Source organism: Acerihabitans arboris, from assembly GCF_010131535.1.
GTDB classification, from domain to species: domain Bacteria; phylum Pseudomonadota; class Gammaproteobacteria; order Enterobacterales; family Enterobacteriaceae; genus Acerihabitans; species Acerihabitans arboris.
The window spans coordinates 1-22,894 of the sequence record NZ_WUBS01000005.1; the positions used below are offsets into that span (position 1 = coordinate 1).

The window sequence follows — 22,894 nt, forward strand, 5'->3', positions numbered from 1 at the left end:
GCCGCTGGGCGAGGATGTCAGCGAACAGCTTGAGCTTATCAAAAGCGCCTTCAAGGTGATAAAAACCCGGCGCAAAAAGAAAGCCTGCGCTCGCTGCGATGTCATCGTCCAGGCGCCGGCGCCGTCGCGTCCCATCGAGCGCGGGATCGCCGGACCGGGCCTGCTGGCGCGCGTGATGACGGCGAAATACGCCGAGCACTCGCCGCTGTATCGCCTGTCGGAAATCTTTGCCCGCCAGGGCGTAACACTGAGCCGGGCCACCCTGGCCGGTTGGGTGGGCCTGTGCAGCAACCTGCTGGCGCCGCTGGCCGACGCGGTATGCGACTATGTGATGAACACGGGTAAAGTGCACGTCGACGACACGCCGGTGGACGTGCTGCAACCGGGCAAAGGCAAGCCGAAAACTGGCCGGCTGTGGGTCTATGTGCGTGACGACCGCAATGCCGGTTCGGTGCTGCCGCCCGCGGTGTGGTTCGCCTACAGCCCGGATCGCAAGGGTGTTCACCCGCAAACGCATCTGACCGGGTTCAGCGGACTGTTGCAGGCGGATGCGTATGCGGGCTTCAATCCACTGTATGAAGAAGGCCATATCCGCGAGGTCGGCTGCATGGCCCACGCCCGGCGTAAGATCCATGACATCCATGTGCGGCATCCGTCACCGACCACCACCGAGGCCCTGCACCGGATCGGTGAACTGTATGCGATCGAAGCCGACATCCGGGGGCGTCCGGCCGAAGAACGACAACAGGTGCGCGAAACGCGATCCCGACCGGTACTCATCAGCCTGGAGTGCTGGATCCGGGAAAAACTCACCACGTTATCGCGACAGGCCGATACGGCCAAGGCGTTCAACTATCTGATGAATCACTGGCCGGCACTGTGTTACTACGCCAGCGATGGCTGGGCGGAGATCGATAACAATATCGCGGAAAACGCGCTGCGGGTGGTGAGCCTGGGCCGAAAAAATTATCTGTTCTTCGGCTCGGATAGCGGTGGCGAACGTGCAGCGCTGATGTATACGCTAATCGGCAGTTGCAAACTGAACGGCGTGGAGCCAGAGGCGTACCTACGCCATGTGCTGGCGATTATCGCGGATCATCCCATCAATAAGATCAAAGATCTCCTGCCGTGGAACCTCAAAATCCCTGTTGAATAAGCGTCAATACGGCCCAGAGTTGACGCTTACTTTGGTTTTGACCCCATATATCCATACACTTTGACCCGCTATAGGCCAGGAATGTCCACGATCCCAGGGGCAGTCCACTCTTCTTCGCCCGTTGTGAACGAACACCTGTTGCCAGTGGTAGTAAACGTTAAGGGATACTACACTTAATGCGGCTGGTTTAAGAAAATGACCATATCAACATCACCCTTGCTTCTCGGGAAGTCCAATGAGCGAATATAATCAAATCCAAAAAGCGTATGAAGAATATATCCAGTCCAGAACGGATTATTGGAGCAGTCTGCAATTGGCTTTAGCCAATTTCGTTCCAAATTTTATAGCCTATTTAGGCACAGACTCCAACATTTTCATGCTGCCTGATGGGACGGAAGGAAGTTATATTGCAATAGGTGATGGCATAAATAAGGATTTTATTGTTAAAAATGTCTCTGAACTCAGTAAATCGAAAGAGCTTTCCATTCCGTTCACCATTAGAATGGCATTAGAAGATACAACCAATAAAGATAATAATTCTTATTATTACTTTGTATGTAAATTTCAGAAGCGCAATAATAAGTATTTTTTCTTTTTCACCGATCAATCCATAGGTGAAGTGAATGTCGATGTCGTCCCTGATGGACAAGACGAATTCAGGCCAGTATATAAAAAGGTTGTTGATAATCTGCTCAATAAATTGCATACGAGTACATTAATTTAATTTTTTATAAAATAAAAATTATGCCTGGGGATGGGGATTTTATTACCGAAAAAAATAACACCGTGGCCATTGTTTTCAGACGTCATTTGGTTGCTTGAAAAAATGGCCTGGTATGCCTTTGGTCCACCACCGGCTCAATGACCTAAGCCTGTTTCATTCTCCATGTTTCATACCGTTTTATAACTTCGCAAAATTATAGCCGCCAGAAACCGCCTTAAGCCGATAACGATGATCTCCTGCGCATCGGACGGCCAGGGGGCACCTAAGCATAAAAGCAATAATTAATAATCATAGTCATATAAAGTTTTTCCGCTACACCTCTTCACAAACCCGTCTCGACCTCAATAATGTTACGCTGCGGTTTACCCTGCTGGTGGTGGTATTTTTGCCCTGGGTGATTATTTCCCGGCTGCTGTTGCTCAATAACTCTACTTCCCGGCTTATCTCCCTGTAATAACAACTACTTTTTGACCCATTCGCGCAGCCGTTGGATATGCAGATAAAGCGCGGGAATGATAATGATGCCGACGCCGGTGGCCATCAGCATGCCGCTAAATACCGTTACCCCGATAATCCGGCGGCTCATGGCGCCGGCGCCGGTGGCAAATACCAGCGGCATCACGCCAAAGATCAGGGAAATGGCCGTCATCATCACCGCGCGAAAGCGTTGCTTCGCCCCGTCTTGGGCCGCTTCGAGGATGCTGGCGCCTTCCTCCCGCCGGGATTTGGCGAATTCGACGATCAGTATGGCGTTCTTGGCCGCCAACCCGATCAGCAGCACCAGGCCGATTTGTGCGTAGACATCGTTGGCGAATCCCATGACCATAAGTCCGGCCACCGCGCCGGCAATGGCAAACAGCACCGACAGCATAACCACCAGCGGGATACTCCAGCTTTCATACTGTGCCACCAGGAACAGGTAGGCAAAAATAAACGCGGCGGCATAAATCATTACCGCCTGTCCGCCGGCCTGCCGTTCCTGCCAGGACATGCCGCTCCAGGCATACCCATAACCCTCGGGCAGCCGTTGGCGCAGAATTTTTTCCATGGTGTCCATCGCCTGGCCTGAGCTTATCCCTTCCGCCGCCGAACCGCTGACCGTTACCGCGGGGAACTGGTTAAAATTGGCGATAAACGGCGCGCCCAGGTTCGGGGTCAGCCGGACCAGGTTCGCCAGCCTGACCAGGGCGCCGTTATCGCTGCGCACCCCGATCTGCCCTATCTGTTCCTGCCGCTGGCGAAAAGCCATATCATTTTGCAGTTGCACGTTAAACATGCGGCCATCATGGGGGAAATCCCCTAGGTTAACGCCGCCCATCGCCGTTTGCAGCGTGGCAAAGATACGGCTGACCGGAACCTGCAGCAGCGCCGCCCGATCGCGGTCAATAGCCAGGCCGATTTCCGGTACCGATGCGCTGAAGGTGGTGAACACCCGGCGTAACCGCGGATCTTGGTTTGCCGCTACGATCGCGGCGCCCGCCACTTGCGACAGCGCCTGGGACGATTGTCCCGCCAGCGCCTGGATACGCAAATCGAAGCCGGCGGCGCTGCCCAGGCCGCTGATGGCCGGCGGGTTAAACGCTATGATCATCGCCGCTGGAATAGTGGACAGCCGGGACTGGATGTCCGGCAGGACCCGGTCGACATGCTCCCGCTCACCCCAGGGTTTAAGCAATACAAAAGCGAAGGCGGTATTGGGCGCGCTGCCGCCGCTGAGCAGGCTGTAGCCGGTGATCTTTATCACATCCGCAACCGCCGGGTTGGCGCGAATCAGCCGGTATGCCTGGTCCATCACCCGCTGCGTGCGGGAGAGCGAGGCGCCGTCAGGCAACTGCACGTTAACAAAGAAAAACCCTTGATCCTCATCAGGCAGAAAGGCGGTGGGCAACCGGCTGTAGCCGAAGCCGGTGAGGGCTACCACCGTCAGCAAAATCACCACGCTGGTCACGGCATGCCGGCCGGTGAGCCGGGCGATCCGGACATAGCCGTCCCTGATCTTGTCCAGGCCGCGGTTAAAACCCCCCAAAATTCCGGCGGCGGGCAGGTCGCGCCGTGTCAGCAGCACGGCGCACAGAGCCGGGGTAAGGGTAAGGGCGTTGATGCTCGACAGAACGATCGCGGCGGACAGCGTAATGGCAAATTGCCGGTATAGCTCGCCGGTAATGCCGGACAGGACGGCAATGGGCACAAACACCGCCAGCAGTACCAGCGTGGTGGCGATTATCGGACCGGCAATTTGTGTCATTGCAATACCGGTGGCCGCCGGCGTCGTCAGGATTTTGTCCTGCGACATCAGGCGTTCCACGTTCTCCACCACCACGATGGCGTCATCCACCACCACCGTTAGCGCCAGGATAATCGCGAACAGGCTGAGCGTATTGGCGGAATAGCCGGAAATAAACAGCACGGCAAAAGTGCCGAGCAGGGAGACGGGAATGGTCAGCGCCACGATAAACGTTGCCCGCAGGCTTTGTAAAAATAAAAATACCACCACCAGCACGACGATAAGCGTCAGGACCAGCGCGATAACGATCTCGTCCAGGGTGGCGGTTACCGTGACGGTGGAGTCGTATTTGATTTCATAGACCAGATCCGGCGGAAACGATTGCGCCAGGCGCGCCATCTCCGCCCGCACCGCGCCGGCCACGTTCAGGGCATTGGCGCCGGGGGCGGGATATACGCCCATAAAGGCCGCGTCGGTAAGATTAAGGGCTGAATTGACCTGGTAGTTCTGCGCGCCCAGATCCACCCGCGCCACATCGCTCAGCCGCACCATGCCGCCCTGCGGGTTGGTGCGGATAATGACCCGGGCAAACTGATCCTCCCCCAGCAGGCGTCCCTGGCCGCTGATGGTCAAGGTTCGTTGCTGCTCGGCGGCAATGGGCGGCGAGCCGATCTGCCCCGCCGCGGCCTGGATATTCTGATCGCGCAGGGCCTGGATGATATCCTGCACGCTGACATTAAGCGATTCCATACGATTGGGATCCAGCCAGATACGCATACTGTAGTCACGCGCGCCGAAAATCTGCACATCCCCGACGCCGTCGATGCGGGCGATGGCATCACGGATCCGCAGAGTGGTAAAGTTACTGACGAACAGATTGTCATGGGTGCGTTTGGGAGAAAAAATATTCACGCCCAACAGGATATTCGATGAGCGCTTGCGTACCGATACGCCGTTATTGTTCACCTCGGCGGGCAGCTGCGCGCTGACCTGGGAAATCCGGTTTTGCACCTCTACCGCCGCCATATCGGGATCGGTACCGCTGGCGAAGGTGATATTGAGCTGGTAACCGCCGCTGTTGGCGCTATTGGATTCCATATACAGCATGTGGCTGACGCCGTTGACCTGGGCCTCGATGGGCGATGCCACCGCTTCGGCCACATCCCTGGCGCTGGCGCCGGGATAAACGGCGCTAACCGATACCACCGGCGGCGCGATAGTGGGAAATTGTTCCACCGGTATCACTTTTAAGGCGGTAAGTCCGACGAGGGTTGTCACTACCGCGATGACAATGGCGAACTTCGGGCGACTGATAAAAAAATGCAGCATGGCGCCCCCCTTATCTTGCGATGTCTGCGGCGGGAGCCGCAACGGTGGAACTGACTTCCATGCCGGGCTTCACGCGCTGCAGTCCCTCGACGATCACCCGATCGCCGGCGATCAAACCCTGCTTGATTTGATATTCCTGCTCAAACTGATCGCCCGGTATCACCCGGCGGAGCTCCACCCGCTCCTGGTCGTCGACCAACAGGACAAAAAAGCCCTCCCGGTCCTGCTGCAGCGCGGCGATGGGCGCCATGACGACCGGCCCGGCGCGCCCGGCCACCAGGGCGACGTTAACCACGCCGCCGGGCAGCAGCAAATGGCGGGGATTGGCAAAGCGTGCCCGGACCGTGATGGTGCCGGTCTGGCTGTCAATCTGGTTATCCACCGATTCAAATACCCCTTGCTCCGTATACTCCTGGCCGTTGGCCAATTGCAGGTGGGGGGTATAGCCGCTGGCGGACAAATCCCCGGCGTCGCCGGTCTGCCGGTAGGCGACGGTAATATAGTCCCGCTCATTGACCGCAATCGCCACCCTGATGGGATCCAGCTGAACGATATGTGCCAGCGAACCGCTCGCCGGGTTGATCAGGCTGCCGGTATTAAAATTACTGTGGCCGATGCGTCCACTAATCGGCGCGTTGATACGGGTAAAGCCGAGCTGTAGCTGTTGCGTGCGCAGATTGGCCTCCGCCTGGGCCAGCGCCGCATTGGCGGTATCCCGCTGCGCCAGCGCCGCGTCAACTTCCGCGCGGCTGACGGTTCGCTGATCCCCCAGGCGTTGTATCCGCGCCAGGTTGACCTGGGCATGGCGGGCGCCGGCATCAGCGCTATCCACCTGCGCCTGGGCCTGGGCTACCGAGGCCTGGTGCAGGGCGGGATCGATCTCAAATAACGCCTCGCCCGCTTTCACCAACTGCCCGTCGGCAAAATCCCTGCGGGCGATAAAGCCCTCGGTACGGGTGATCACATCCACCGACTGGATTGCCTCGACGCGGCCCAGGTAATAATGGGCGCGCTGCGGTATCCGCTGCTCGATAATGGCGACGGTGACCGCCGGCGGCGGCGCGGCCGAAAGCGGCCGTGCCGTCGTGGCCAGCAACAGAAGCGCGGCGATATTAAGCAGTAAAACAAATCGTTTATTTGCCATCATATTCACACCCGTTAATGCTTAAATTATATTATTGTTTATTGATCTGCCGTTCACCTTTACTCACGCCGCGACATCGACAAAAATAGGATTATCTCTTTTGAGAAAATAACGTTTCCGAATTTTATTTATACGTAGAATGATTTTCCATTTTAACGCGGTACGGGATTAAGCAAGATTTTCAATGCATTTGTTGTTTTTTTACCGATACGCTAAGCAAAATTAAATACGGCCGGTTATTGCCAATAACCGGCCGCGCGATTTCAGGGTGTGTCCTGGTCGATCTTGGCGTTGATCCTTTTTAACATATAGGGATAAAACGGATTGGACGCGAGACGCATCAATGAGTCCAACCCTACCACCAGCACCGCCCGTTCCCCACGGGCGGCGAACGCGCCCAGGCTGATGCCGTACTGGTTTTTCGGCTGCGGGTAGCGGCCGTAAAGCGAGTCGCTCATCGGGAAGGGCAGCGCCACATGCGAGAGGGAAAAAATATCCGCCGGGTATTGGATGCCCAGCAGCTCGGCCGTCTCTTCGGTCTGGCCGGCTAGCGTGGTGCGCGCCAGCGTATCCAGGCTATCGGGCGCGACATTGGTGACGATAGTCGTGTTATAGCGGCGCGGCGGCGGCGGCAACAGGCGCGAGAGCGCCAGGTAAGAGGATGTCCTGAGCAAGGGGCCAAAGCTTTCGGCCTGGTTGAGATCAAACAGCACCACTTCGCTGCCGTTGGCCGGCAGGTGTTCAAACAGCGCGGTGATTACCGCGCGGGTACTGACGGTTGAGTCCATCACCGACTGGAAGGTCAGTATGGGCGGCAGGTGGTCCAGCCGTTTATTGGCGGCGTCCCGGGCGATTTGCCGTTGTAATGCCCGCGTGAGTTCGAAGGATTGCCGGCCCCCGTTCACCGGGAATGAGTTGTATTTAAACGGGTTGAATTCGGGCACGATGCCCAGCCAGGCCGCCTTGGCAAAGGCGGGGAAGAGGGCGGGCCAACCGGCGATGCCGGCGAAACGGGCAAAGCTGGTCACGCCTATCATGGGGGATATCAAGATGACTCGCGTCGGTTTAGCCAATTGCGGATTGTCCAGCGCATCGAGCGTATATTTCATCGCCAGCGCGCCGCCGTTGGAGAATCCGACGATATGCAGCGGGCCGCCGCCGCCGCGCAGCCTGGCCTCACGCACCGCCAGGCGGGTGGCCGCCATCCAGTCCTCCCATTTCACGTCGGTCAACGCGCCGGGCACCGTACCATGAGCGGGCATGCGGATGCCGACGGCCACAAAGCCGCGCTGGCGGTAATTTTCCGCGATATGACGCAGGCTATAAGGCGTGTCTGTCAGGCCATGGAGCAAAACGACCGCCCCTTTGGGCGTTCCCGCCGGCATCAATATATACGAGTGGTTCCAGTTAGCGGCAAATCTATCAGGAAAAATCGGACTGCCGGAAAAATAGCGGTTTAACGGCGTCTGCTGGCTGGCTTCAAGTTTATCAGTGACATTCTCCCGCACGGATTGGAACAGTTTCTGCTCGGCCGCGAGATAATCGGCCCAGGTTGCCTTATCAATCTCATCCGCATGCATATCCCGCGGCACAAACGTGTGCCACAGCTGGAGGTCCGGGCCGCGTTCGGTTTCAACCACCCTGACGGCAAAAGCGGCGAGAGCCAAAATGACCGCAACCACCAACAAACGAATCGCCCATCTGCGCATCGCTCTCAAAACCATGGTGATAAACTCCTTATAATACAACATTCCCCCGGCATCAGGGCAACGGCTGGATTAGCGCGGTGAAACTGTCACCCTGCCGCCGCCCGATGCGATGGCTACGCGTTGTCCGACAAAAAACTGGCTGGTGCCCTGCGCCTGCGCGACGATTATCGTCGAACCGTCGTCACGGCGAACCTCAAGCTCTACGCCGGGGCTGCGGTTCGCGGCGCTTTGTATTCCCGAGCCCGCCGCCGCGCCGCCCACGGCGCCCGCGGCGGTGGCCAGGCTGCGCCCGGATCCGCCGCCGATGGTATTGCCCAAAAAACCGCCGATGACGCCGCCGCCTATAGAGCCGGCGGCATTTTCACCGGTGCCGCCCTGAATTGTTATCGGCCGAACGGAAATCAAGGTGCCGTAGGTGACGGTGTGAACCTGCCTGGCCTGCGCGGCGGTGAAGGTATCTCCGGATGAGGTGCGGTTGCTGGCGCAGCCGCTTAAGATCGCTATGGCAATAGCACTGATAATAGATGCTCTGATCATAATGAACCCCTGTTATTCTTGATGTTGTACTGAATAGGCCGGTTTATGCGCGGGTCTATATTCATATTAAATATTATTAATCAATGCATCAGTTATAGTGTTAATCCACAATAGAAGTTCATTTTTATAAGCTGTTCTAATGCGTTCGCGCCGCTCGCCACGGCATATTTCCACGGGGCGGGGATACGGCAAAAAGCTGCGCATTCGGCCATGTCATGACGATTAGGATACTGGCTTGCCTAGAGTAATATTAACCAACAAATATGATCCTATGATTATCACCGTCGGCGAGGAATATTGTTGATTCTCACTATATAAACATTATTTATTACGTGGTTGTGAGATATTGATCATAATAAGCTCGTGAGATCTTGCCCTATTTATCGCGCCTGCCGGTATCCGGCGTTGAGGATGGCGGAGATGCCCCACGGGCCGATGCCGGAATGGAGACGCAAAGGGATCATTTCCATCTTGCCGCCGCGCTGGCGATAATTTAAAATCGATCGTTATGAAAACTTCAAAATCTCCTGCTGGCAAGCCGCGCGGCCGTCCGCGTTCTTTTGATCGCGATGCGGTGCTGGATCGGGCCATGCGTCTGTTTTGGCTGCGCGGGTATGAGTCCACCTCCATGGCCGAACTGCTAAAGGTTATGCAGGTCACCACGCCCAGCGTCTACAGCGCGTTTGGCGACAAAGAGCATTTGTTCCTGGAAGCCATCAGGCGTTACGTCGACGGTCCGGCCCGCTACCAGGCCGAGGCGTTTAAGGAAAAGACCGCCAGGGCGGCGGTGGAGCGCATGCTGGACCAGGCGGTGGAGAGCATCGCCGATGCCGGCACGCCGCCGGGGTGCATGCTGGCTTTATCAATCATCAACTGTTCCGCCGCCTCCGAGCCGGTCCAGAAGATTGTCACCGAAGCCCGGCGGGAGGCGGAGCAGGCCTTGCGCCGGCGGATCGAGCAGGGTATCGCCGAGGGCGACGTTCCGGCCCGGACCGATGCCGCCGCGCTTGCCGGCTTTTTTGCCACGGTGCTGTACGGCCTGTCAATCAAGGCTAAAGAGGGGGTTTCGGCGCGTGAGGCCCGCGCCGTGGCTGATACCGCCATGCGGGTATGGCCGGCGTAGCCGGGCATGGCGGTTAGATCTGCGCCTGGCCGCCGTCGACAAACAATTCAGCGCCATTGACAAAACTTGCCGCATCCGAAGCCAGGAACACCGCCACTTTGCCGATTTCATCCGGGTCTCCCACCCTTCCCAGCGGGACCAGCGCCGCCAAACCGTCAAGCAAGGCCTGCTGCTGATCCGGTGACGTCAGGCCGAGCAGGCCCGGGGTTTTAACCGGACCGGGGCTTAAGACATTGACACGGATATCCTGGCCTTCGAGATCCAGGATCCAGCTACGGGCGAAGTTACGCACCGCGGCTTTGGTCGCGCTGTAGACGCTGAAGTTCTTTCCGCCGGTGACGGATGTGGTCGAACCGGTAAGGATCACCGACGCGCCTTTTGCCAGCAAGGGCAGGGCTTTTTGCACGGTGAACAGCACCCCTTTGACGTTGGTGTCGAAGGTGCGATCGTAATGCTCCTCGGTGATGGCGGCAAGCCCGAGCAGTTCACCGCCTCCGGCGTTGGCGACCACGATATCAAGATGTCCCTTATGCTCCCTGATGCCGGCAAAAAGTTTATCCAGCTCGCCCAGATCGGCAACGTCGGCCTGGATTCCCACCGCCTGCGAACCCAGTTCGGCCAATGCGTTATCAAGCTGCGCCTGCCGGCGCGCGGTGATAAAGACAAAAGCGCCTTCGTTGACGAACTGCCTGGCGATGCCCAGGCCAATGCCGGTGCTGCCGCCGGTGACCAATGCAATTTTACCCTGAAGTGCCTGACTCATGATTTCACCTTGGTTGAAAAATTAAGGGAAAAAACCGGTTATCGTTCTGGAGAACGGGAACCGCTAATTTCGTAATTAACGTTACGAAATTAATTGGTCGCAAGGCGGGCGTCAAGGATTTTCATATCAAACGTTATGATATTAGCGGGTATGCATTGCCGAAGGGCGGGTTAACCTGCTGGCGGCTAACCCGGTGTTATATTTTTAGCTCTTGATTTCCTTGGTGACCCAGCCGGCAATTTCCTGGTAAGGGACAAACATGGTTTGGTTACGTTTTGGATGCGTGGCGGTAAACACCCCGATCACCGCGCCGTCCTGCGCATAAACCGGACCCCCGCTCATGCCCGGCACGCCGCCGGCGTCGCTCAGGCCGACCAGGCAGCTGGTGCCGGGTTTATCCCACCAGCCGAACTCTTTCAACACGCCGGTCGACGAGGTCGGCATGGCGGTATAGGCGTTATAACCATACAGGCTGAGCTTCTCGCCCTTGTCCGCCGTTTCAAGCTTGGGCAGCGCGCGGCCGGTGTTGTCATGATAGATAATGGCCACATCGCAAAGCGGATTGTAAGCCTTCACCTTGACCATCATCATTTTTGCCACATGCCCGGCGGTCAGGCTGTATTTAGCGGTAAGGGGAAAACTGGAGCCGATGGCGCCCGCCAGGACGGGGATCCCGACAAAATGGAAATCCGCTTTATTTTCGGCGGTCTGATCAACTTTGTAATGGCCGACACCGGTACAGGCCGATAACAGCACTGGAAATAAAGTAAATAGAATGTTAATTTTCATCGTCGCCGCTTCATCGTTGTGCTGGTAATTAATTTGATCGGCCAATTGATCAAGCCCGGCTAATACGTCACGCCAGTATGGTTAACGGCGGTGCTTAAAAATTCTTTAGCCGATAAACATGATTTATTGATTATTTAACTTCGGTCATAGGAAAAAACGAGGATCAAACGGGTTTAATTAATAGTGGTTGTTACTTAAGCCAAATTATTTTCATCGAAATTTAATGTTAATTTTTTAACATCACTGGATGGAAATATTAAACATTTTTTGATTCATATTATTGTTTAATATGGCTATTTGTTTAATTTTTGCGATATGCCAAAAGGTGGGTAAATTATTGAAAAACCCGCGGGTAATCTCTTTTATGACAAACGTTGCGCCAGGGGAGAGCGCGTTTCGTAAATAATTTAGCGGCTTTGAGAACAACTAAGTGAAATTTCCATGGCACAAGAAAACAGTGAATACCCGATGATTCAGGTTAAATAAACCGCGGCGCATGCTGATTAAAGTCAAATTTTCACTTAAGTTAAATTTTTCGCCTAATATATTTTTCTCAGCGGCTATATCATAAAGGCGACTTATTTCAGGCGATGTTTGTTCAGTAACGAAGCGGCTGGCGGCGCTATCCACCATATCAATCCTTATTGAGGTTGTGTTGACCGAGGGAACGTTAAGATCTCTTTTTCACCAAGGGAAATTTTGATGAAAAGGATATCTTTAGCGAGTAAATCGTTGGCGTTGGCAATATTGCTGGCCGGCTGTGCCGACACGTCCCGGTTAACCGACCGCGGCGGCTATCGGGTCGATACCTCGGTATCGTCGTTGAACCAAAACGCCAGGGTGCGTTACCTGGTTATGCATTATACCGCCGTCAATGACCGCAGGTCGCTGGAATTGCTGACCCGGGGCGCGGGAAGCGCACATTATCTGGCGCCGTCCGTACCCCGGGTGGTCAACGGCAAGCCCGTGGTGCTGCGGTTGGTGCCGGAGGAAAAACGCGCCTGGCACGCCGGTATCAGCGAGTGGAATGGGCGCAGCAACCTGAACGATACCTCGGTCGGCATCGAGATCGTGAATCCCGGGTTTACCGTGGAGGCCGGCGGCAGGCGCTGGCACCCCTTCTCCCCGAATCAAATAGAGCTGGTGGCGCTGCTGGCGGAAGATATTATCCGCCGTCACCAGATAAGCCCTGATAACGTGGTGGCGCATAGTGATATCGCGCCATTGAGGAAATCCGATCCAGGCCCGTTATTTCCCTGGGAACAGCTGGCCGGGCGCGGCATCGGCGCATGGCCCGACCGGCCTGTGGTGGATAAATACCTGGCGGGCAGGGCGCCGGACGCGCCGGTACCGGTTCTCAACCTGCAGCGCGCATTGGCCAAATACGGTTATAGCCTGCCGCAGCATGGCGGAGTTGATGACGAAACCACCCGGGTGGTCAGCGCGTTCCAGATGCATTTTCGCCCCGGTGATATCTCCGGCCGGGCGGACGCCGAAACGGAGGCCATCGCCATGGCGTTACTGGAAAAATACCGCACTTGATCAAACCGGCATTCGCCCTTGCCCGCTGCGGCGGGGGATGAATTACCCACATCTGGCCGTTCCCAATGACGGCCGATCCTTCACGTTTGCCCCTTTGGGAGGGGACCGGCCACCGCACAGGCATAAATCTGCGCGATACTTACACAATCACTCACACAAGGAGCGTGTAATCAGGTAAAATAGAAAATCGTTTCAGGCGAAAAATGTAAAATGCGGAGGTTATACCTGTCATGAATTCCAGTAATCAGCAATCAACCGAAACCAGCACCAAACCCATCACCACGACGCTATCAGGCGTGATTACCAAGTCGCCAAGCCGAATCAAAGGCAATACCGGGCGCCCCATGGTCAAAGCGACCATTCTTGCCGAAAGCGACAAGCGTAGTTCCTATCCTCTCACCGTGGTCGGGTTCGACATCATGGCGTTGGAACTGATGGCGCATTTACGCGGTGAACGTCTGACCATCACCGGCCGGATGGAGTGGAACGGCGGGTATTCCATCGTCGCGGATCAAATTATTGCAGTCTGAAGTGATGACCTCTTCGGGGGCTCTCCTTCAGGTCTGGTAGTAAGTTCTGTTGCCTCTACTGCGTTCGGTTATCCTGCAGCAACCTTCAGGCTTTTACCCACAAAAAATGTTCACCGCCACAGCGAAAGAGGCCGTTTGCCCGCGTTCGTCACGATTTATCCGGGCGTGCGATAAATTATTTTTAGCTTTACCATGAATAATTTACACGGCTTCGTTTCCGCTTCTTAGCATAAGTGCGTTGTTTTGCAACACAATGCCGGTGAAAAAATAATAATGAAAAAAAGCCTTGCTATCACCATCGCCCTATGTGTAAATAGCGTCATCGGTTTGTAGTACAGACCTATTTATGAATGTCATTTTAGTAAAGTTGTTCCGGTAAAGACGATATATCAAGATACCGTATCTCCGAGGAATTTCCTTCTCTAGTGCTCCCATAAGTAAATCCTGACAAGCAGACCACAATCGCCTTATGGCGGCCTATTAAAAGGAAACAACAATGTCTAACAAAATGACCGGTTCAGTAAAATGGTTTGACGCTGGTAAAGGTTTTGGTTTCATCACCCCTGCTGACGGTAGCAAAGACGTGTTCGTTCACTTCTCTGCAATCCAGAGCAATGATTTCAAAACCCTGGACGAAGGCCAACAGGTCGAGTTCAACATCGAACAAGGCCAGAAAGGCCCGTCTGCAACTAACGTAGTCGCGCTGTAATATACAGCTGAGGCTGAGGATAGGCTTCTTGCGATAGCGACGATGGCTTAGGCCGGAGCAGTCAAGAGACCTTGATGCAACCCAAAGATTCTGAACCCCGGCTCTGCCGGGGTTTTTTTATGTCCGTTCGCCAGCCGTGTCCCTCCGGGCGCGCGCCGCCCCGCCAGTATCCTGTTACCCATTACTCCCCGGTGAAATACTACCTGTCTCCACCCAATATGCCTTTAACTATTAGCAGGTTTTAATGCTAAAATTCTGCTTCGACTTAATAAGGATATGGGTATGACGAAAAATATTGTCTGGGGTCTGCTGGTTTCGACCCTGTGCGGGTGCGCCGGTTACGCTGATTATCCCGAGGCCGCCAAGACCCCCGCGCCGAAGGACGTGTCCGGCGTGTGGATGACCAGCGGGCCGCAAAAGCCACTGGCCGATCCGGCAGCCATAGCCACCTTAATCGTGAGCCGGTCGGGTGATACGCTTGATTGCCGTCAGTGGCAGCGCACTATCGAGCGCAGGGGCAAGCTGACCTGGCGCGGTGAGACGCTCTACAACGTCAATATCAAAAACGAATACAACAAAATCACCGTAACCGACGGCGTCATGAAATATAACCGTTTGACGTTGCTGCGGGTGGAAAAGCCTACCGTTGAATGCCAGGCGTTCGCGGCCTATGAAAATGGTGATTATATTTTTGCCGATCGGCTGGCGCCTGAACCGCAGGCGACTAAATCACATAAAAAGGCCAGCGGTGTGGAGCGAAGAGAAAAAACCAAATAACCGCGCTCGGTCCAATCCCCCACGACGCTTAGCCGCCGGCGTCATGGGGCGTGTGGCGGAACAGCCTGGAACAGTGCCAGCAATAGTATCTGGAATAGTGCCTGGGATAGTGCCTGGAATAGTGCCGGGATAGCGCTCCGCAAAATAGCCCCAGAGCGCCTGGATAGCGCCACCCCAGCGTAAAACCACGGCACCGCCAGGGTGCAAGCAGTGGCCCATAAAAAAATAACTCGCCTTTATTTCCATAAACCTTCCAGTAAATCAGTCGATTAAAATCATGGCACCTAATTTGCTTCATTAAATAATGTCTCGTTAAAAAGGATATTTGGATGAAAGCGATCGTTATTGGTGCAGGCATGGGCGGCGCCAGCGCGGGCATAGCGCTGAGAAACTTTGGCTGGCAAACCGAGATATATGAAGCGGTGGCGCAAGTCAAACCCGTAGGCGCGGCGATTTCCATCTGGCCAAACGGCGTGAAGTGCCTGAATTTCCTGGGCTTACAGCGGCAAATCAAGGCGATCGGGGGTGACATGGCCTCCATGGCGTACCAGGATTATCAGAGTGGGCAAATACTCACCCGCTTTCCCCTACGCCCCTTAGTCGATCGCGTAGGTGAATTTCCTTATCCCACGGCCCGCGCCGAGCTGCAATCCATGTTATTGGATGAGTTTGGCCGTGGGCGCGTCTTTCTCAACAAGCGCCTGATCCAGCTTGAGGACAATGGTTCCCAGGTGACGGCAGGGTTCGCCGACGGCAGCACCGCCACCGGCGATCTGCTTATCGGCGCGGATGGTACCCACTCGATGGTCAGGCGCCATGTGCTGGGCCATGATGTGAAGCGACGCTACGCGGGATACGTCAACTGGAACGGCCTGGTGGAAATTGATGAGGCCATCGCGCCGGCAAATCAATGGACAACGTTTGTCGGCCAAGGCAAACGGGTGTCGCTAATGCCGGTGGCGGGCCGGCGCTTTTATTATTTTTTTGACGTGCCGCTGCCAACGGGACTGAAGCAGTCGCGCGATACGTCACGGAAGGATTTAAAACGCTATTTTACCGGCTGGTGCGCACCGGTGCAGCGGCTGATCGAGCAACTCGATCCCATGGCCACCAATCGGGTGGAAATCCATGATATCGAGCCTTTCAGTACGCTGGTACGCGGCCGGGTCGCGCTATTGGGCGATGCCGCCCACAGCACCACGCCGGATATCGGGCAGGGCGGCTGTGCCGCGATGGAGGATGCCGTGGTGCTGTCCCTGTCCCTGCGCGCGCACTCGCTCGGGGTGGAAGATGCGCTACGCCGTTACCAGGAAAGCCGGGTAGAACGGGTGACGTCGCTGGTACTAAAAGCCCGCAAGCGGTGCGATGTCACCCATGGCAAGGATCCCCTGGCTACCCGGCAGTGGTATCACAGCCTGGAACATGAAACCGGTGAACATATTCTCAACGGCATGGCCGAAACCATTTTGGGCGGCCCGCTCTGAATACAGGAACTCGTTTCCGGCCGTGTTGTGTGGACCGCCGTAAATACATTAGCCCGGTCCCGGTCCGTTGGGGCGGAGCCGTGGGAAAACGACGTATCGAAACGTCGGTTTTTCGTCATGAATCGTTATGGATTATGTCTCGCCCGTCGGCGCATGAGGATGAAAGACTTGTCGTTTTACGTAAATCCGCCGTCGGCTTATGGTAATATACGCGCATAATCGCTAGTCTGGCTTCCCTTGAAAGGGAGCGTTTTTTTCCTCTTTTTCCGGCCGGATGCCAGATAATCCTGTAATCAGGCATTCGGATTTACCTGCCGCTTGTCGTGATGCTCAAGGACGCCGTAAAAACCGTTCTTCGCTTCCCTCAAGAAAAGAATAATTACACCTTCTCGCTGATAAATACCGATGGCGAGTGTCTTAATACATAGGTTTAACATCATGGATGGCCCTGCGTGCCGTCCCAACAATTTTATGAAGATCAGATGATGGCTCACCCCCAAAAATTTTCGCTTTCGCTTTTACACCCGCGTTATTGGCTGACCTGGTTCGGCCTGGGCGTGCTGTTCCTGCTGGTGCAATTACCTTACCCGGTGCTGTACACGCTGGGCGGATGGCTTGGCCGTCTATCGATGCCGTTCCTTAAACGCCGGGCCGGGATCACCCGCCGTAACCTGGAGCTTTGCTTTCCCGATATGGATAAGCGAAAGCTGGAGCGGACCATTGTCAATAACTTCGCCTCCGCGGGCATGGGATTGATGGAAACCGGCATGGCGTGGTTTTGGCCGGACTCCCGGGTTAGGCGCTGGTTCGACGTTTATGGCCTGCAAAACCTGCAGCAGGCGAATGCCCATAACCAGGGGGTAATGGCCATAGGCATTCATTTCATGTCGCTGGAGTTGGGCGGGCGCGTCATGGGAATGTGCCAGCCGATGATGGCCATGTATCGGCCCCATAATAATAAAGTCATGGAGCTGGTGCAGACCTGGGGCCGGATGCGGTCCAATAAGGCGATGCTGGATCGTAAGGATTTACGCAGTATGGTCCAGGCCCTGAAGCAGGGCGAGACGGTCTGGTTTGCCCCCGATCAGGATTATGGCCCGCGCGGCAGTATCTTTGCCCCGTTCTTTGCGGTGGACCAGGCGGCGACCACCCGCGGCACCTATACGCTGGCCCGGTTGGCAAAACCCAAATTGGTCACGGTGGTATTGATCCGCAAGAAAAACGGCAAGGGCTACCGTCTGCTGATCCAGCCGCAGTTGGAGAACTTCCCGGTGGATGATGAAATGGCCGCCGCCTGCTACATGAACAAAATCGTCGAGCATGAAATTATGCGGGCGCCGGATCAATATCTCTGGATGCACCGCCGTTTCAAGACGCGTCCCTTGGGCGAACTGTCCCTCTATGCATAGCCGCGCTGCCCCGCCGGTGCCAAGGCCCTTTGGGTTTGCGGCGCATCGCGCATTGCCACGGGCAACCGGCTGCCGCCCATGGCCTTCGCCGGCCTGGGCCGGCGCGGGTAATCGGTTGAAATAGCGCCATATCACCTTCTTTATCCCCCCATTAGGCCATGCTTTTTATCTTATAATGCTGCCTTAAATTTTATATGTTCAGGGATCCGTGAAAATGCGTATAACGCGATATAGGGCCTGGGCAATGGTATTCCTATTCAGCGCGCTATTTTGGATTGTTATTGTAAGTTTAATTTATTTGTTGTTTTAATGTTAAATATTGTGCCGCAGAGGCGGTAAATGTTACGCTAAAACGGTAATTGAATAAAATAATCAATAATGACAGTGAGATAAAATTTTTTAGGATTAATCCTAAAATATGATTACTGTCGACGGTAGGCATTGTGGCTGCGAAATAGGGGTAAAATTAATAAAATTCATCATACAAGTATATTGAAAAGTATCAATTTTTTATGCCCGTCCTGGTCGAGGGAAGGTGAGCCGGGATCAAAATAAAAGGGGCGCATTAACTTTTGTTACCAATATTACAAAAAATTACCAGTACACCTCCCGCGTCGATTCGTTACACTATCAGCCTTTCGTATTCGCTGGTTTAAAAACCCCAAAAACATTTGATAGGTAAATTATGTTACGCAACGGTCGCTCTCGGGCAGTATGGCTTATGACTATCCTGGGAATGTCCCTGGCTAGTTTTTCGACTTTTGCTGATACCGATATTTTTACCGCGCTGGACGATCCTTCCACTGCGAAAAAAAGTTTCGATGGCAATGTTCAGGCCGGCTACAACGCGCAGTCCGGCAACTCCACCAGTTCCGCACTGGCGGCAAGCAGCACCATGACCTGGTTCAAATCTGATAATGCCTACAGCCTGTGGGCAGAAGCGGCAAATAACTCAACCGACGATGAACGATCTTCGGAAAAATACCAGGCCGGCGCCCGCGCGCGTCATAATATGGATGCGGATAACTTCCTGTTCACCCAAGGCAGCTGGCTAAGCGACCGCTTCAACGGTTATCGCTCACGCGATACGCTCACCGCCGGTTATGGTCGCCAGGTCCTGAACGGGCCAATAAGCCATCTGCGGTTGGAAGCGGGTCCTGGCGTAAGGCATGATGAGTTCCAGGGCGGTGGTAATCAAACCAAGGCGTTGGCCTATGGCGCGGCATCATTTACCTATCAGCTGACCGACAGCACCCAGTTTATCCAGGGCGTCTCCTTACTGGGTAACGACGATATCACCGCGAACTCCGAAACCGGCCTGAGCGTGGCCATTAACACCCACTTCGCGTTAAAGATGACCTATGACGTCACCTATAACAGCTCCACGCCGGACAGCGCGCCAAAGCACACCGATACCAAGACGGCGGTATCCTTGGTATACAATATGCAATAGTTGTTTGACGACGGTTAAAATCTTATTTTAGTATTTTTTGTCACGTTTTAGCGATCTTAAGCTGGACAAAGAGCTTGCCAATTGCTGTACTACTACCCGACACAGAGTTTGTGTCTATCATTTATTGAAAGGTAAGTTTGATGTCTAAGATTAAAGGTAACGTTAAGTGGTTCAATGAATCTAAAGGATTCGGTTTCATTACTCCTGAAGATGGCAGCAAAGACGTATTCGTACATTTCTCCGCCATTCAGAGTAATGGTTTCAAAACGCTGGCCGAAGGTCAACGCGTTGAATTTGAAATCACTAACGGCGCCAAAGGCCCTTCGGCTGCTGACGTTACAGCTATCTAAAATAGCCAGTTTTCTGAAAAACCCGCGAAGCGCGGGTTTTTTTATGCCTGAAAAACACCCCCTGGCCCATGGCGCGTCAGGCCCGCGATCGCCGAACGCCACCTGGTCGTGTTAAAGGGATAGCGTGCCGATGGGGCCGGCTATAATGGCACCGGCGGGCCGAACAGATTCACCAGCCCCACCGCCAGCAACGTCATCCCCAGAGAACCGACCAGGTTCAACAGGATGTTTACCCCCGCCCAAAGCATTTGACCCGACATCATCAGGGTAACCGCTTCTGCGGAAAAGGTGGAAAACGTGGTCAGGCCGCCGCAAAAACCCGTGGTGATAAACAGCTTCCAGAACGGATCGATATGCGTGGTGCGGATAAACAACGCCAGGCAAAGGCCGATGATAAAGGCGCCAATCAGGTTGACCGCCAGCGTGCCGGCCGGAAAGGGCAAACCGCTGTTGCTGAGCTTAAGGCTGAGTGACCAGCGCAGCACGCTGCCGATCCCTCCGCCAATAAAGACGGCTGATAAAAGGGTAAACATAAAGACCTTTCAGTTAATTTATGGAATGAAAAACTCAGCAGGGCGAGCATGACGCTACGTTCCCCTAATGAGCAGGATAACGTAGACATCATCAGCCGAAACGGCGGTTAAAGGAGGCATGTCATCTCCTGACGTGATTATACATCACATTCGCTTACTGAACAGCGCTGTCGTCGTCATGCCGGCAGGCCAGCTGCAGCGCATCCGCTACCAGCTCGACCCGATCGGCTTCCAGCAGGGACGTGGACACCCGGATAAATTGGCTGGGACCGATGCTGTGGCGCTTGCCCGGCATGACCGCGATACCATGCGCCGCAAGCGTTACCAGGGCATATTGTTCCGACGGCACCGGGATCTGGATGCTAAGCCCGTCCCGGTCCGGCAAGGTTATTCCCCGCTGCGCCAGCGCCCGCACCAGCGCCCGGCGCCGCTGGGCATAACAACGCCTGGCGGCGACAATGGCCTGCTGGGTGGTGGTGTCTTCCATCATCCAGGCCACCGCTTCCTGCAATATGCGGCTGGTCCAGCTGGCGCCGAAGTTACGTACCGACTGGATACGCCGGATAATATCGCCGGAACTGGAGATCACCGCCAGCCGTAAATCCGGCCCATAGGCTTTGGAAAACGACCGCACGTGCACGGTACGCTGTGGGAATACCCGGCCCAGGCTATGAACCTGATGTTCGGAAAGCTCGCCGATGCCGTCGTCTTCAATCACCAGGGTCTGGCCGTCACGCAGCAAACGCGCCATTTCGTCGGCTCGCCGCGCGCTCACCGTGTGGCCGGTGGTGGAGTGGGTGCGCGGCTGATAGATAAAGACCGCCGGATTATGTTTCAGCGCCGCCCGCAGGCCGTCCGCCGTCGGGCCTTCGTCGTCGCAGGGAACGGCGATGATATTCGCGCCGACATTATCCAGCATATCCAGCAATCGCGTGGCGGTAGGGTCTTCAATGGCCACCGGTGTGCCGGGCAGGATTAGGGTTTGCAGGGTTTGATACATGGCGTCGAAACCGCCGTCTGCCGCCAGGAATGCCTCGGCGGCGTAAGGCCAGCGCGGCTCGATGGCCTGCCGCAATACCTGGCTTATCGGCTCGCGCCGATAGCTGTTCAGGTTGACCGCCCGCCCTCCCTGCGCGAGCGCCTGGCGCAGGGAGGGCAGGTAGGCCGGATCCGGCGCGGCCAGGGTCAGATCGGCGATAATATTGTCGCCAAAATTGCCGATGGCCTCGAACCGCACCGGCCGCGGCGTCACGATATTGCCGCAAACCCACACGCCGTTGCGCCCGGTGCCGGTGATGACTTTTTGCCGGCGCAGCTGTCCCCAGGCGGCGGATACCGTCGCCGGGCTGACATCAAGAAGCCTCGCCAGGTCGCGCACCGCCGGTAGCCGCGCGCCGACGGGAATGGCGCCGCTGCCGATAAGCGCCGCGGTTTCAAGCGCAATGCCTTTAATCGTACGATCGGGGATGCGTTCGGCCAGCCAGCCGGCATCAAGGGCGTTATCCATAAGAATTTACTTTGTACAGTAACAAAGTATGGATTGTACATTGAACAAAGTGGTTTTAGTATCGAAATTAATCAATCGGAACCAATATGGTTTACAACTGTTAATGTCCGGTAAATGAACTCGCGCCGGGACGGGAGAAAAACGTGGCATATACTATCAGGCTGGCGGTCAGGGATTGGGACTACTTCACTCCCCTGGCATTGGGCGATCTCAAACCGCGGGGTTTTTCCCTGGAAATCCATCGTGTCGGCACGCTGGTGGATAACCTGGCCACCAGCGCCGATTACGATGCGGGCGAAGTCTCGTTCAGCCGCTATGCCCAGGCGGTGGCCCGGGGCGATAATTCACTGCTGGCTATCCCGCACTTCCTGATGCGCGGGTTCCGCCAGCGCTGCATCATCACCACCAAAAGCAGCCCGCTGACCCGGCTTGGGCAGTTGAAGGGCAAGCGTATCGGCTTGACCGGCTGGCAGGATTCCGGCAATACCTGGACCCGTACCCTGCTGCGCCGCGAAGGAGTGGGCATAAACGACGCCGCCTGGTTTGTCGGCCGTTTGACCGACGATCACCCGGTGGTCGATCGCCTGGCGGGATTCGGCCGCCCGGGGCATATCGAGGCCGTGCCGGGAGAGCAGCCCCTGCTGACGCTGCTGCGGGCGGGAGAACTGGACGCGATATTCACTCCGTTTATGCCGAACGGCTTCTTTGCCCCCGAGTCCGACCTGCGCCAGCTGCAGGCGGATTTTCGCCAGGCGGAGCTCGACTATTTCAAGGCGGTGGGATACATCCCGGGGATACATGTGCTGGGCATCAAGCCGGCGCTGGCGGCGGCCCATCCCGAATTGCCCCAGGCGTTAAGCAATATCATTACCCAGTCGGCCGGCATATGGTACGACAAGCGGGTGAGGTATGCCGATACCACGCCGTGGCTGATGGACGATCTGGCGCGCACCGCGCGCGATCTGCCGCCGGACTGGAATGACAACGGTTTTGACGCCAACCGCAGGATGGTGGCGGATTTTGCCGGTGAACTCTTTGAGCAGGGACTGACGTCGCGCTGCCTTACCCCGGCGGAGCTCTTTCCCAACGTATCAACATAATC

General features: G+C 55.6%; 21 protein-coding genes and 1 riboswitch. Of the genes, 12 read left to right on the plus strand and 9 right to left on the minus strand.

Translation table 11 applies throughout. From position 1 onward, the window contains the following. Both tnpC and GRH90_RS07875 read left to right on the plus strand, forming a co-directional pair. On the plus strand, nt 1–1,156 hold a 1,156-nt coding region (gene tnpC / locus GRH90_RS07870; protein ID WP_162365401.1), incomplete at its 5' end, for an IS66 family transposase. A 235-nt stretch (nt 1,157–1,391) separates the two neighbouring features. Further along, complete coding sequence (locus GRH90_RS07875; RefSeq protein ID WP_162365402.1) at nt 1,392–1,880, plus strand: hypothetical protein; 489 nt, start codon at nt 1,392–1,394, stop codon at nt 1,878–1,880. A gap of 460 nt (nt 1,881–2,340) precedes the next feature. Here the strand turns inward: GRH90_RS07875 and GRH90_RS07880 are convergent, their stop codons facing one another. The 4 genes from GRH90_RS07880 to GRH90_RS07895 all read right to left on the minus strand — a co-directional run bounded on the left by GRH90_RS07880 (nt 2,341) and on the right by GRH90_RS07895 (nt 8,823). Further along, nucleotides 2,341–5,433: an efflux RND transporter permease subunit gene (locus tag GRH90_RS07880; protein WP_162365403.1), complete on the minus strand. Its 3,093-nt coding sequence runs from the start codon at nt 5,431–5,433 to the stop codon at nt 2,341–2,343. Between the two features lie 10 nt (nt 5,434–5,443). Further along, on the minus strand, nt 5,444–6,580 hold the full coding sequence (locus tag GRH90_RS07885) for an efflux RND transporter periplasmic adaptor subunit (protein WP_162365404.1): 1,137 nt from the start codon (nt 6,578–6,580) through the stop codon (nt 5,444–5,446). 260 nt (nt 6,581–6,840) lie between these two features. Beyond that, entirely contained in the window at nt 6,841–8,301 is a 1,461-nt protein-coding gene (locus GRH90_RS07890) for an alpha/beta hydrolase (RefSeq protein WP_162365405.1), read from the minus strand. Between the two features lie 54 nt (nt 8,302–8,355). After that, complete coding sequence (locus tag GRH90_RS07895) at nt 8,356–8,823, minus strand: outer membrane lipoprotein (RefSeq protein ID WP_162365406.1); 468 nt, start codon at nt 8,821–8,823, stop codon at nt 8,356–8,358. A gap of 508 nt (nt 8,824–9,331) precedes the next feature. Here GRH90_RS07895 and GRH90_RS07900 point away from each other — a divergent pair. After that, entirely contained in the window at nt 9,332–9,946 is a 615-nt protein-coding gene (locus tag GRH90_RS07900; protein ID WP_162365407.1) for a TetR/AcrR family transcriptional regulator, read from the plus strand. A gap of 13 nt (nt 9,947–9,959) precedes the next feature. Here GRH90_RS07900 and GRH90_RS07905 read toward each other — a convergent pair whose 3' ends face one another. The 3 genes from GRH90_RS07905 to GRH90_RS07915 form a co-directional block, all read right to left on the minus strand. After that, nucleotides 9,960–10,709, minus strand: coding sequence for an SDR family oxidoreductase (locus GRH90_RS07905; protein ID WP_162365408.1), 750 nt, complete (start codon nt 10,707–10,709; stop codon nt 9,960–9,962). 204 nt (nt 10,710–10,913) lie between these two features. Beyond that, nucleotides 10,914–11,498, minus strand: a complete 585-nt coding sequence (locus GRH90_RS07910) for a trypsin-like peptidase domain-containing protein (RefSeq protein WP_162365409.1) — start codon at nt 11,496–11,498, stop codon at nt 10,914–10,916. 426 nt (nt 11,499–11,924) lie between these two features. After that, nucleotides 11,925–12,131 carry a hypothetical protein gene (locus tag GRH90_RS07915; RefSeq protein ID WP_162365410.1) on the minus strand — a complete coding sequence of 69 codons (207 nt, stop codon included), beginning with the start codon at nt 12,129–12,131 and terminating at the stop codon, nt 11,925–11,927. A 69-nt stretch (nt 12,132–12,200) separates the two neighbouring features. On the opposite strand from GRH90_RS07915, the gene GRH90_RS07920 reads away from it, so the two are divergent. The 8 genes from GRH90_RS07920 (at nt 12,201) to cspE (GRH90_RS07955) (ending at nt 19,752) form a co-directional block, all read left to right on the plus strand. Beyond that, on the plus strand, nt 12,201–13,040 hold the full coding sequence (locus tag GRH90_RS07920) for an N-acetylmuramoyl-L-alanine amidase (RefSeq protein ID WP_162365411.1): 840 nt from the start codon (nt 12,201–12,203) through the stop codon (nt 13,038–13,040). A 230-nt stretch (nt 13,041–13,270) separates the two neighbouring features. Beyond that, on the plus strand, nt 13,271–13,570 hold the full coding sequence (locus GRH90_RS07925) for a hypothetical protein (RefSeq protein WP_162365412.1): 300 nt from the start codon (nt 13,271–13,273) through the stop codon (nt 13,568–13,570). A 496-nt stretch (nt 13,571–14,066) separates the two neighbouring features. Further along, nucleotides 14,067–14,279 carry a transcription antiterminator/RNA stability regulator CspE gene (gene cspE, locus GRH90_RS07930; RefSeq protein ID WP_131864725.1) on the plus strand — a complete coding sequence of 71 codons (213 nt, stop codon included), beginning with the start codon at nt 14,067–14,069 and terminating at the stop codon, nt 14,277–14,279. Nucleotides 14,280–14,561: 282 nt separating this feature from the next. Further along, entirely contained in the window at nt 14,562–15,056 is a 495-nt protein-coding gene (locus GRH90_RS07935; protein ID WP_162365413.1) for a hypothetical protein, read from the plus strand. A gap of 329 nt (nt 15,057–15,385) precedes the next feature. Beyond that, nucleotides 15,386–16,540 carry an FAD-dependent urate hydroxylase HpxO gene (hpxO, locus tag GRH90_RS07940; RefSeq protein ID WP_162365414.1) on the plus strand — a complete coding sequence of 385 codons (1,155 nt, stop codon included), beginning with the start codon at nt 15,386–15,388 and terminating at the stop codon, nt 16,538–16,540. A gap of 485 nt (nt 16,541–17,025) precedes the next feature. Next, a complete protein-coding gene (gene lpxP / locus GRH90_RS07945) occupies nt 17,026–17,949 on the plus strand; it encodes a kdo(2)-lipid IV(A) palmitoleoyltransferase (protein ID WP_162365415.1) in 924 nt (307 codons plus the stop codon). A 685-nt stretch (nt 17,950–18,634) separates the two neighbouring features. After that, nucleotides 18,635–19,402, plus strand: coding sequence for a DUF481 domain-containing protein (locus GRH90_RS07950; RefSeq protein WP_162365416.1), 768 nt, complete (start codon nt 18,635–18,637; stop codon nt 19,400–19,402). Between the two features lie 140 nt (nt 19,403–19,542). Continuing rightward, nucleotides 19,543–19,752 carry a transcription antiterminator/RNA stability regulator CspE gene (gene cspE / locus GRH90_RS07955; RefSeq protein ID WP_025244663.1) on the plus strand — a complete coding sequence of 70 codons (210 nt, stop codon included), beginning with the start codon at nt 19,543–19,545 and terminating at the stop codon, nt 19,750–19,752. A gap of 140 nt (nt 19,753–19,892) precedes the next feature. Here the strand turns inward: cspE (GRH90_RS07955) and crcB are convergent, their stop codons facing one another. Further along, a complete protein-coding gene (gene crcB, locus GRH90_RS07960) occupies nt 19,893–20,285 on the minus strand; it encodes a fluoride efflux transporter CrcB (RefSeq protein WP_162365417.1) in 393 nt (130 codons plus the stop codon). A 75-nt stretch (nt 20,286–20,360) separates the two neighbouring features. Further along, nucleotides 20,361–20,423: riboswitch (Fluoride riboswitch) on the minus strand. A 16-nt stretch (nt 20,424–20,439) separates the two neighbouring features. Then, complete coding sequence (locus GRH90_RS07965; protein ID WP_162365418.1) at nt 20,440–21,792, minus strand: aminotransferase class I/II-fold pyridoxal phosphate-dependent enzyme; 1,353 nt, start codon at nt 21,790–21,792, stop codon at nt 20,440–20,442. Between the two features lie 143 nt (nt 21,793–21,935). Between GRH90_RS07965 and GRH90_RS07970 the strand changes: the two genes are divergently transcribed. After that, a complete protein-coding gene (locus GRH90_RS07970; RefSeq protein ID WP_162365419.1) occupies nt 21,936–22,892 on the plus strand; it encodes a substrate-binding domain-containing protein in 957 nt (318 codons plus the stop codon). Nucleotides 22,893–22,894: the final 2 nt, after the last annotated feature.

Bases quoted from the DNA above. Each gene is read 5' to 3' on its own strand.
- GRH90_RS07950 (WP_162365416.1), top strand. From the start codon at position 18,635: ATGTTACGCAACGGTCGCTCTCGGGCAGTATGGCTTATGACTATCCTG.
- crcB (WP_162365417.1), bottom strand. From the start codon at position 20,285: ATGTTTACCCTTTTATCAGCCGTCTTTATTGGCGGAGGGATCGGCAGC.
- GRH90_RS07890 (WP_162365405.1), bottom strand. From the start codon at position 8,301: ATGGTTTTGAGAGCGATGCGCAGATGGGCGATTCGTTTGTTGGTGGTT.
- GRH90_RS07880 (WP_162365403.1), bottom strand. From the start codon at position 5,433: ATGCTGCATTTTTTTATCAGTCGCCCGAAGTTCGCCATTGTCATCGCG.
- GRH90_RS07920 (WP_162365411.1), top strand. From the start codon at position 12,201: ATGAAAAGGATATCTTTAGCGAGTAAATCGTTGGCGTTGGCAATATTG.
- GRH90_RS07915 (WP_162365410.1), bottom strand. From the start codon at position 12,131: ATGGTGGATAGCGCCGCCAGCCGCTTCGTTACTGAACAAACATCGCCT.
- hpxO (WP_162365414.1), top strand. From the start codon at position 15,386: ATGAAAGCGATCGTTATTGGTGCAGGCATGGGCGGCGCCAGCGCGGGC.
- lpxP (WP_162365415.1), top strand. From the start codon at position 17,026: ATGGCTCACCCCCAAAAATTTTCGCTTTCGCTTTTACACCCGCGTTAT.
- GRH90_RS07885 (WP_162365404.1), bottom strand. From the start codon at position 6,580: ATGATGGCAAATAAACGATTTGTTTTACTGCTTAATATCGCCGCGCTT.
- GRH90_RS07905 (WP_162365408.1), bottom strand. From the start codon at position 10,709: ATGAGTCAGGCACTTCAGGGTAAAATTGCATTGGTCACCGGCGGCAGC.
- GRH90_RS07925 (WP_162365412.1), top strand. From the start codon at position 13,271: ATGAATTCCAGTAATCAGCAATCAACCGAAACCAGCACCAAACCCATC.
- cspE (WP_131864725.1), top strand. From the start codon at position 14,067: ATGTCTAACAAAATGACCGGTTCAGTAAAATGGTTTGACGCTGGTAAA.
- GRH90_RS07900 (WP_162365407.1), top strand. From the start codon at position 9,332: ATGAAAACTTCAAAATCTCCTGCTGGCAAGCCGCGCGGCCGTCCGCGT.
- GRH90_RS07935 (WP_162365413.1), top strand. From the start codon at position 14,562: ATGACGAAAAATATTGTCTGGGGTCTGCTGGTTTCGACCCTGTGCGGG.
- cspE (WP_025244663.1), top strand. From the start codon at position 19,543: ATGTCTAAGATTAAAGGTAACGTTAAGTGGTTCAATGAATCTAAAGGA.
- GRH90_RS07895 (WP_162365406.1), bottom strand. From the start codon at position 8,823: ATGATCAGAGCATCTATTATCAGTGCTATTGCCATAGCGATCTTAAGC.
- GRH90_RS07910 (WP_162365409.1), bottom strand. From the start codon at position 11,498: ATGAAAATTAACATTCTATTTACTTTATTTCCAGTGCTGTTATCGGCC.
- GRH90_RS07875 (WP_162365402.1), top strand. From the start codon at position 1,392: ATGAGCGAATATAATCAAATCCAAAAAGCGTATGAAGAATATATCCAG.
- GRH90_RS07965 (WP_162365418.1), bottom strand. From the start codon at position 21,792: ATGGATAACGCCCTTGATGCCGGCTGGCTGGCCGAACGCATCCCCGAT.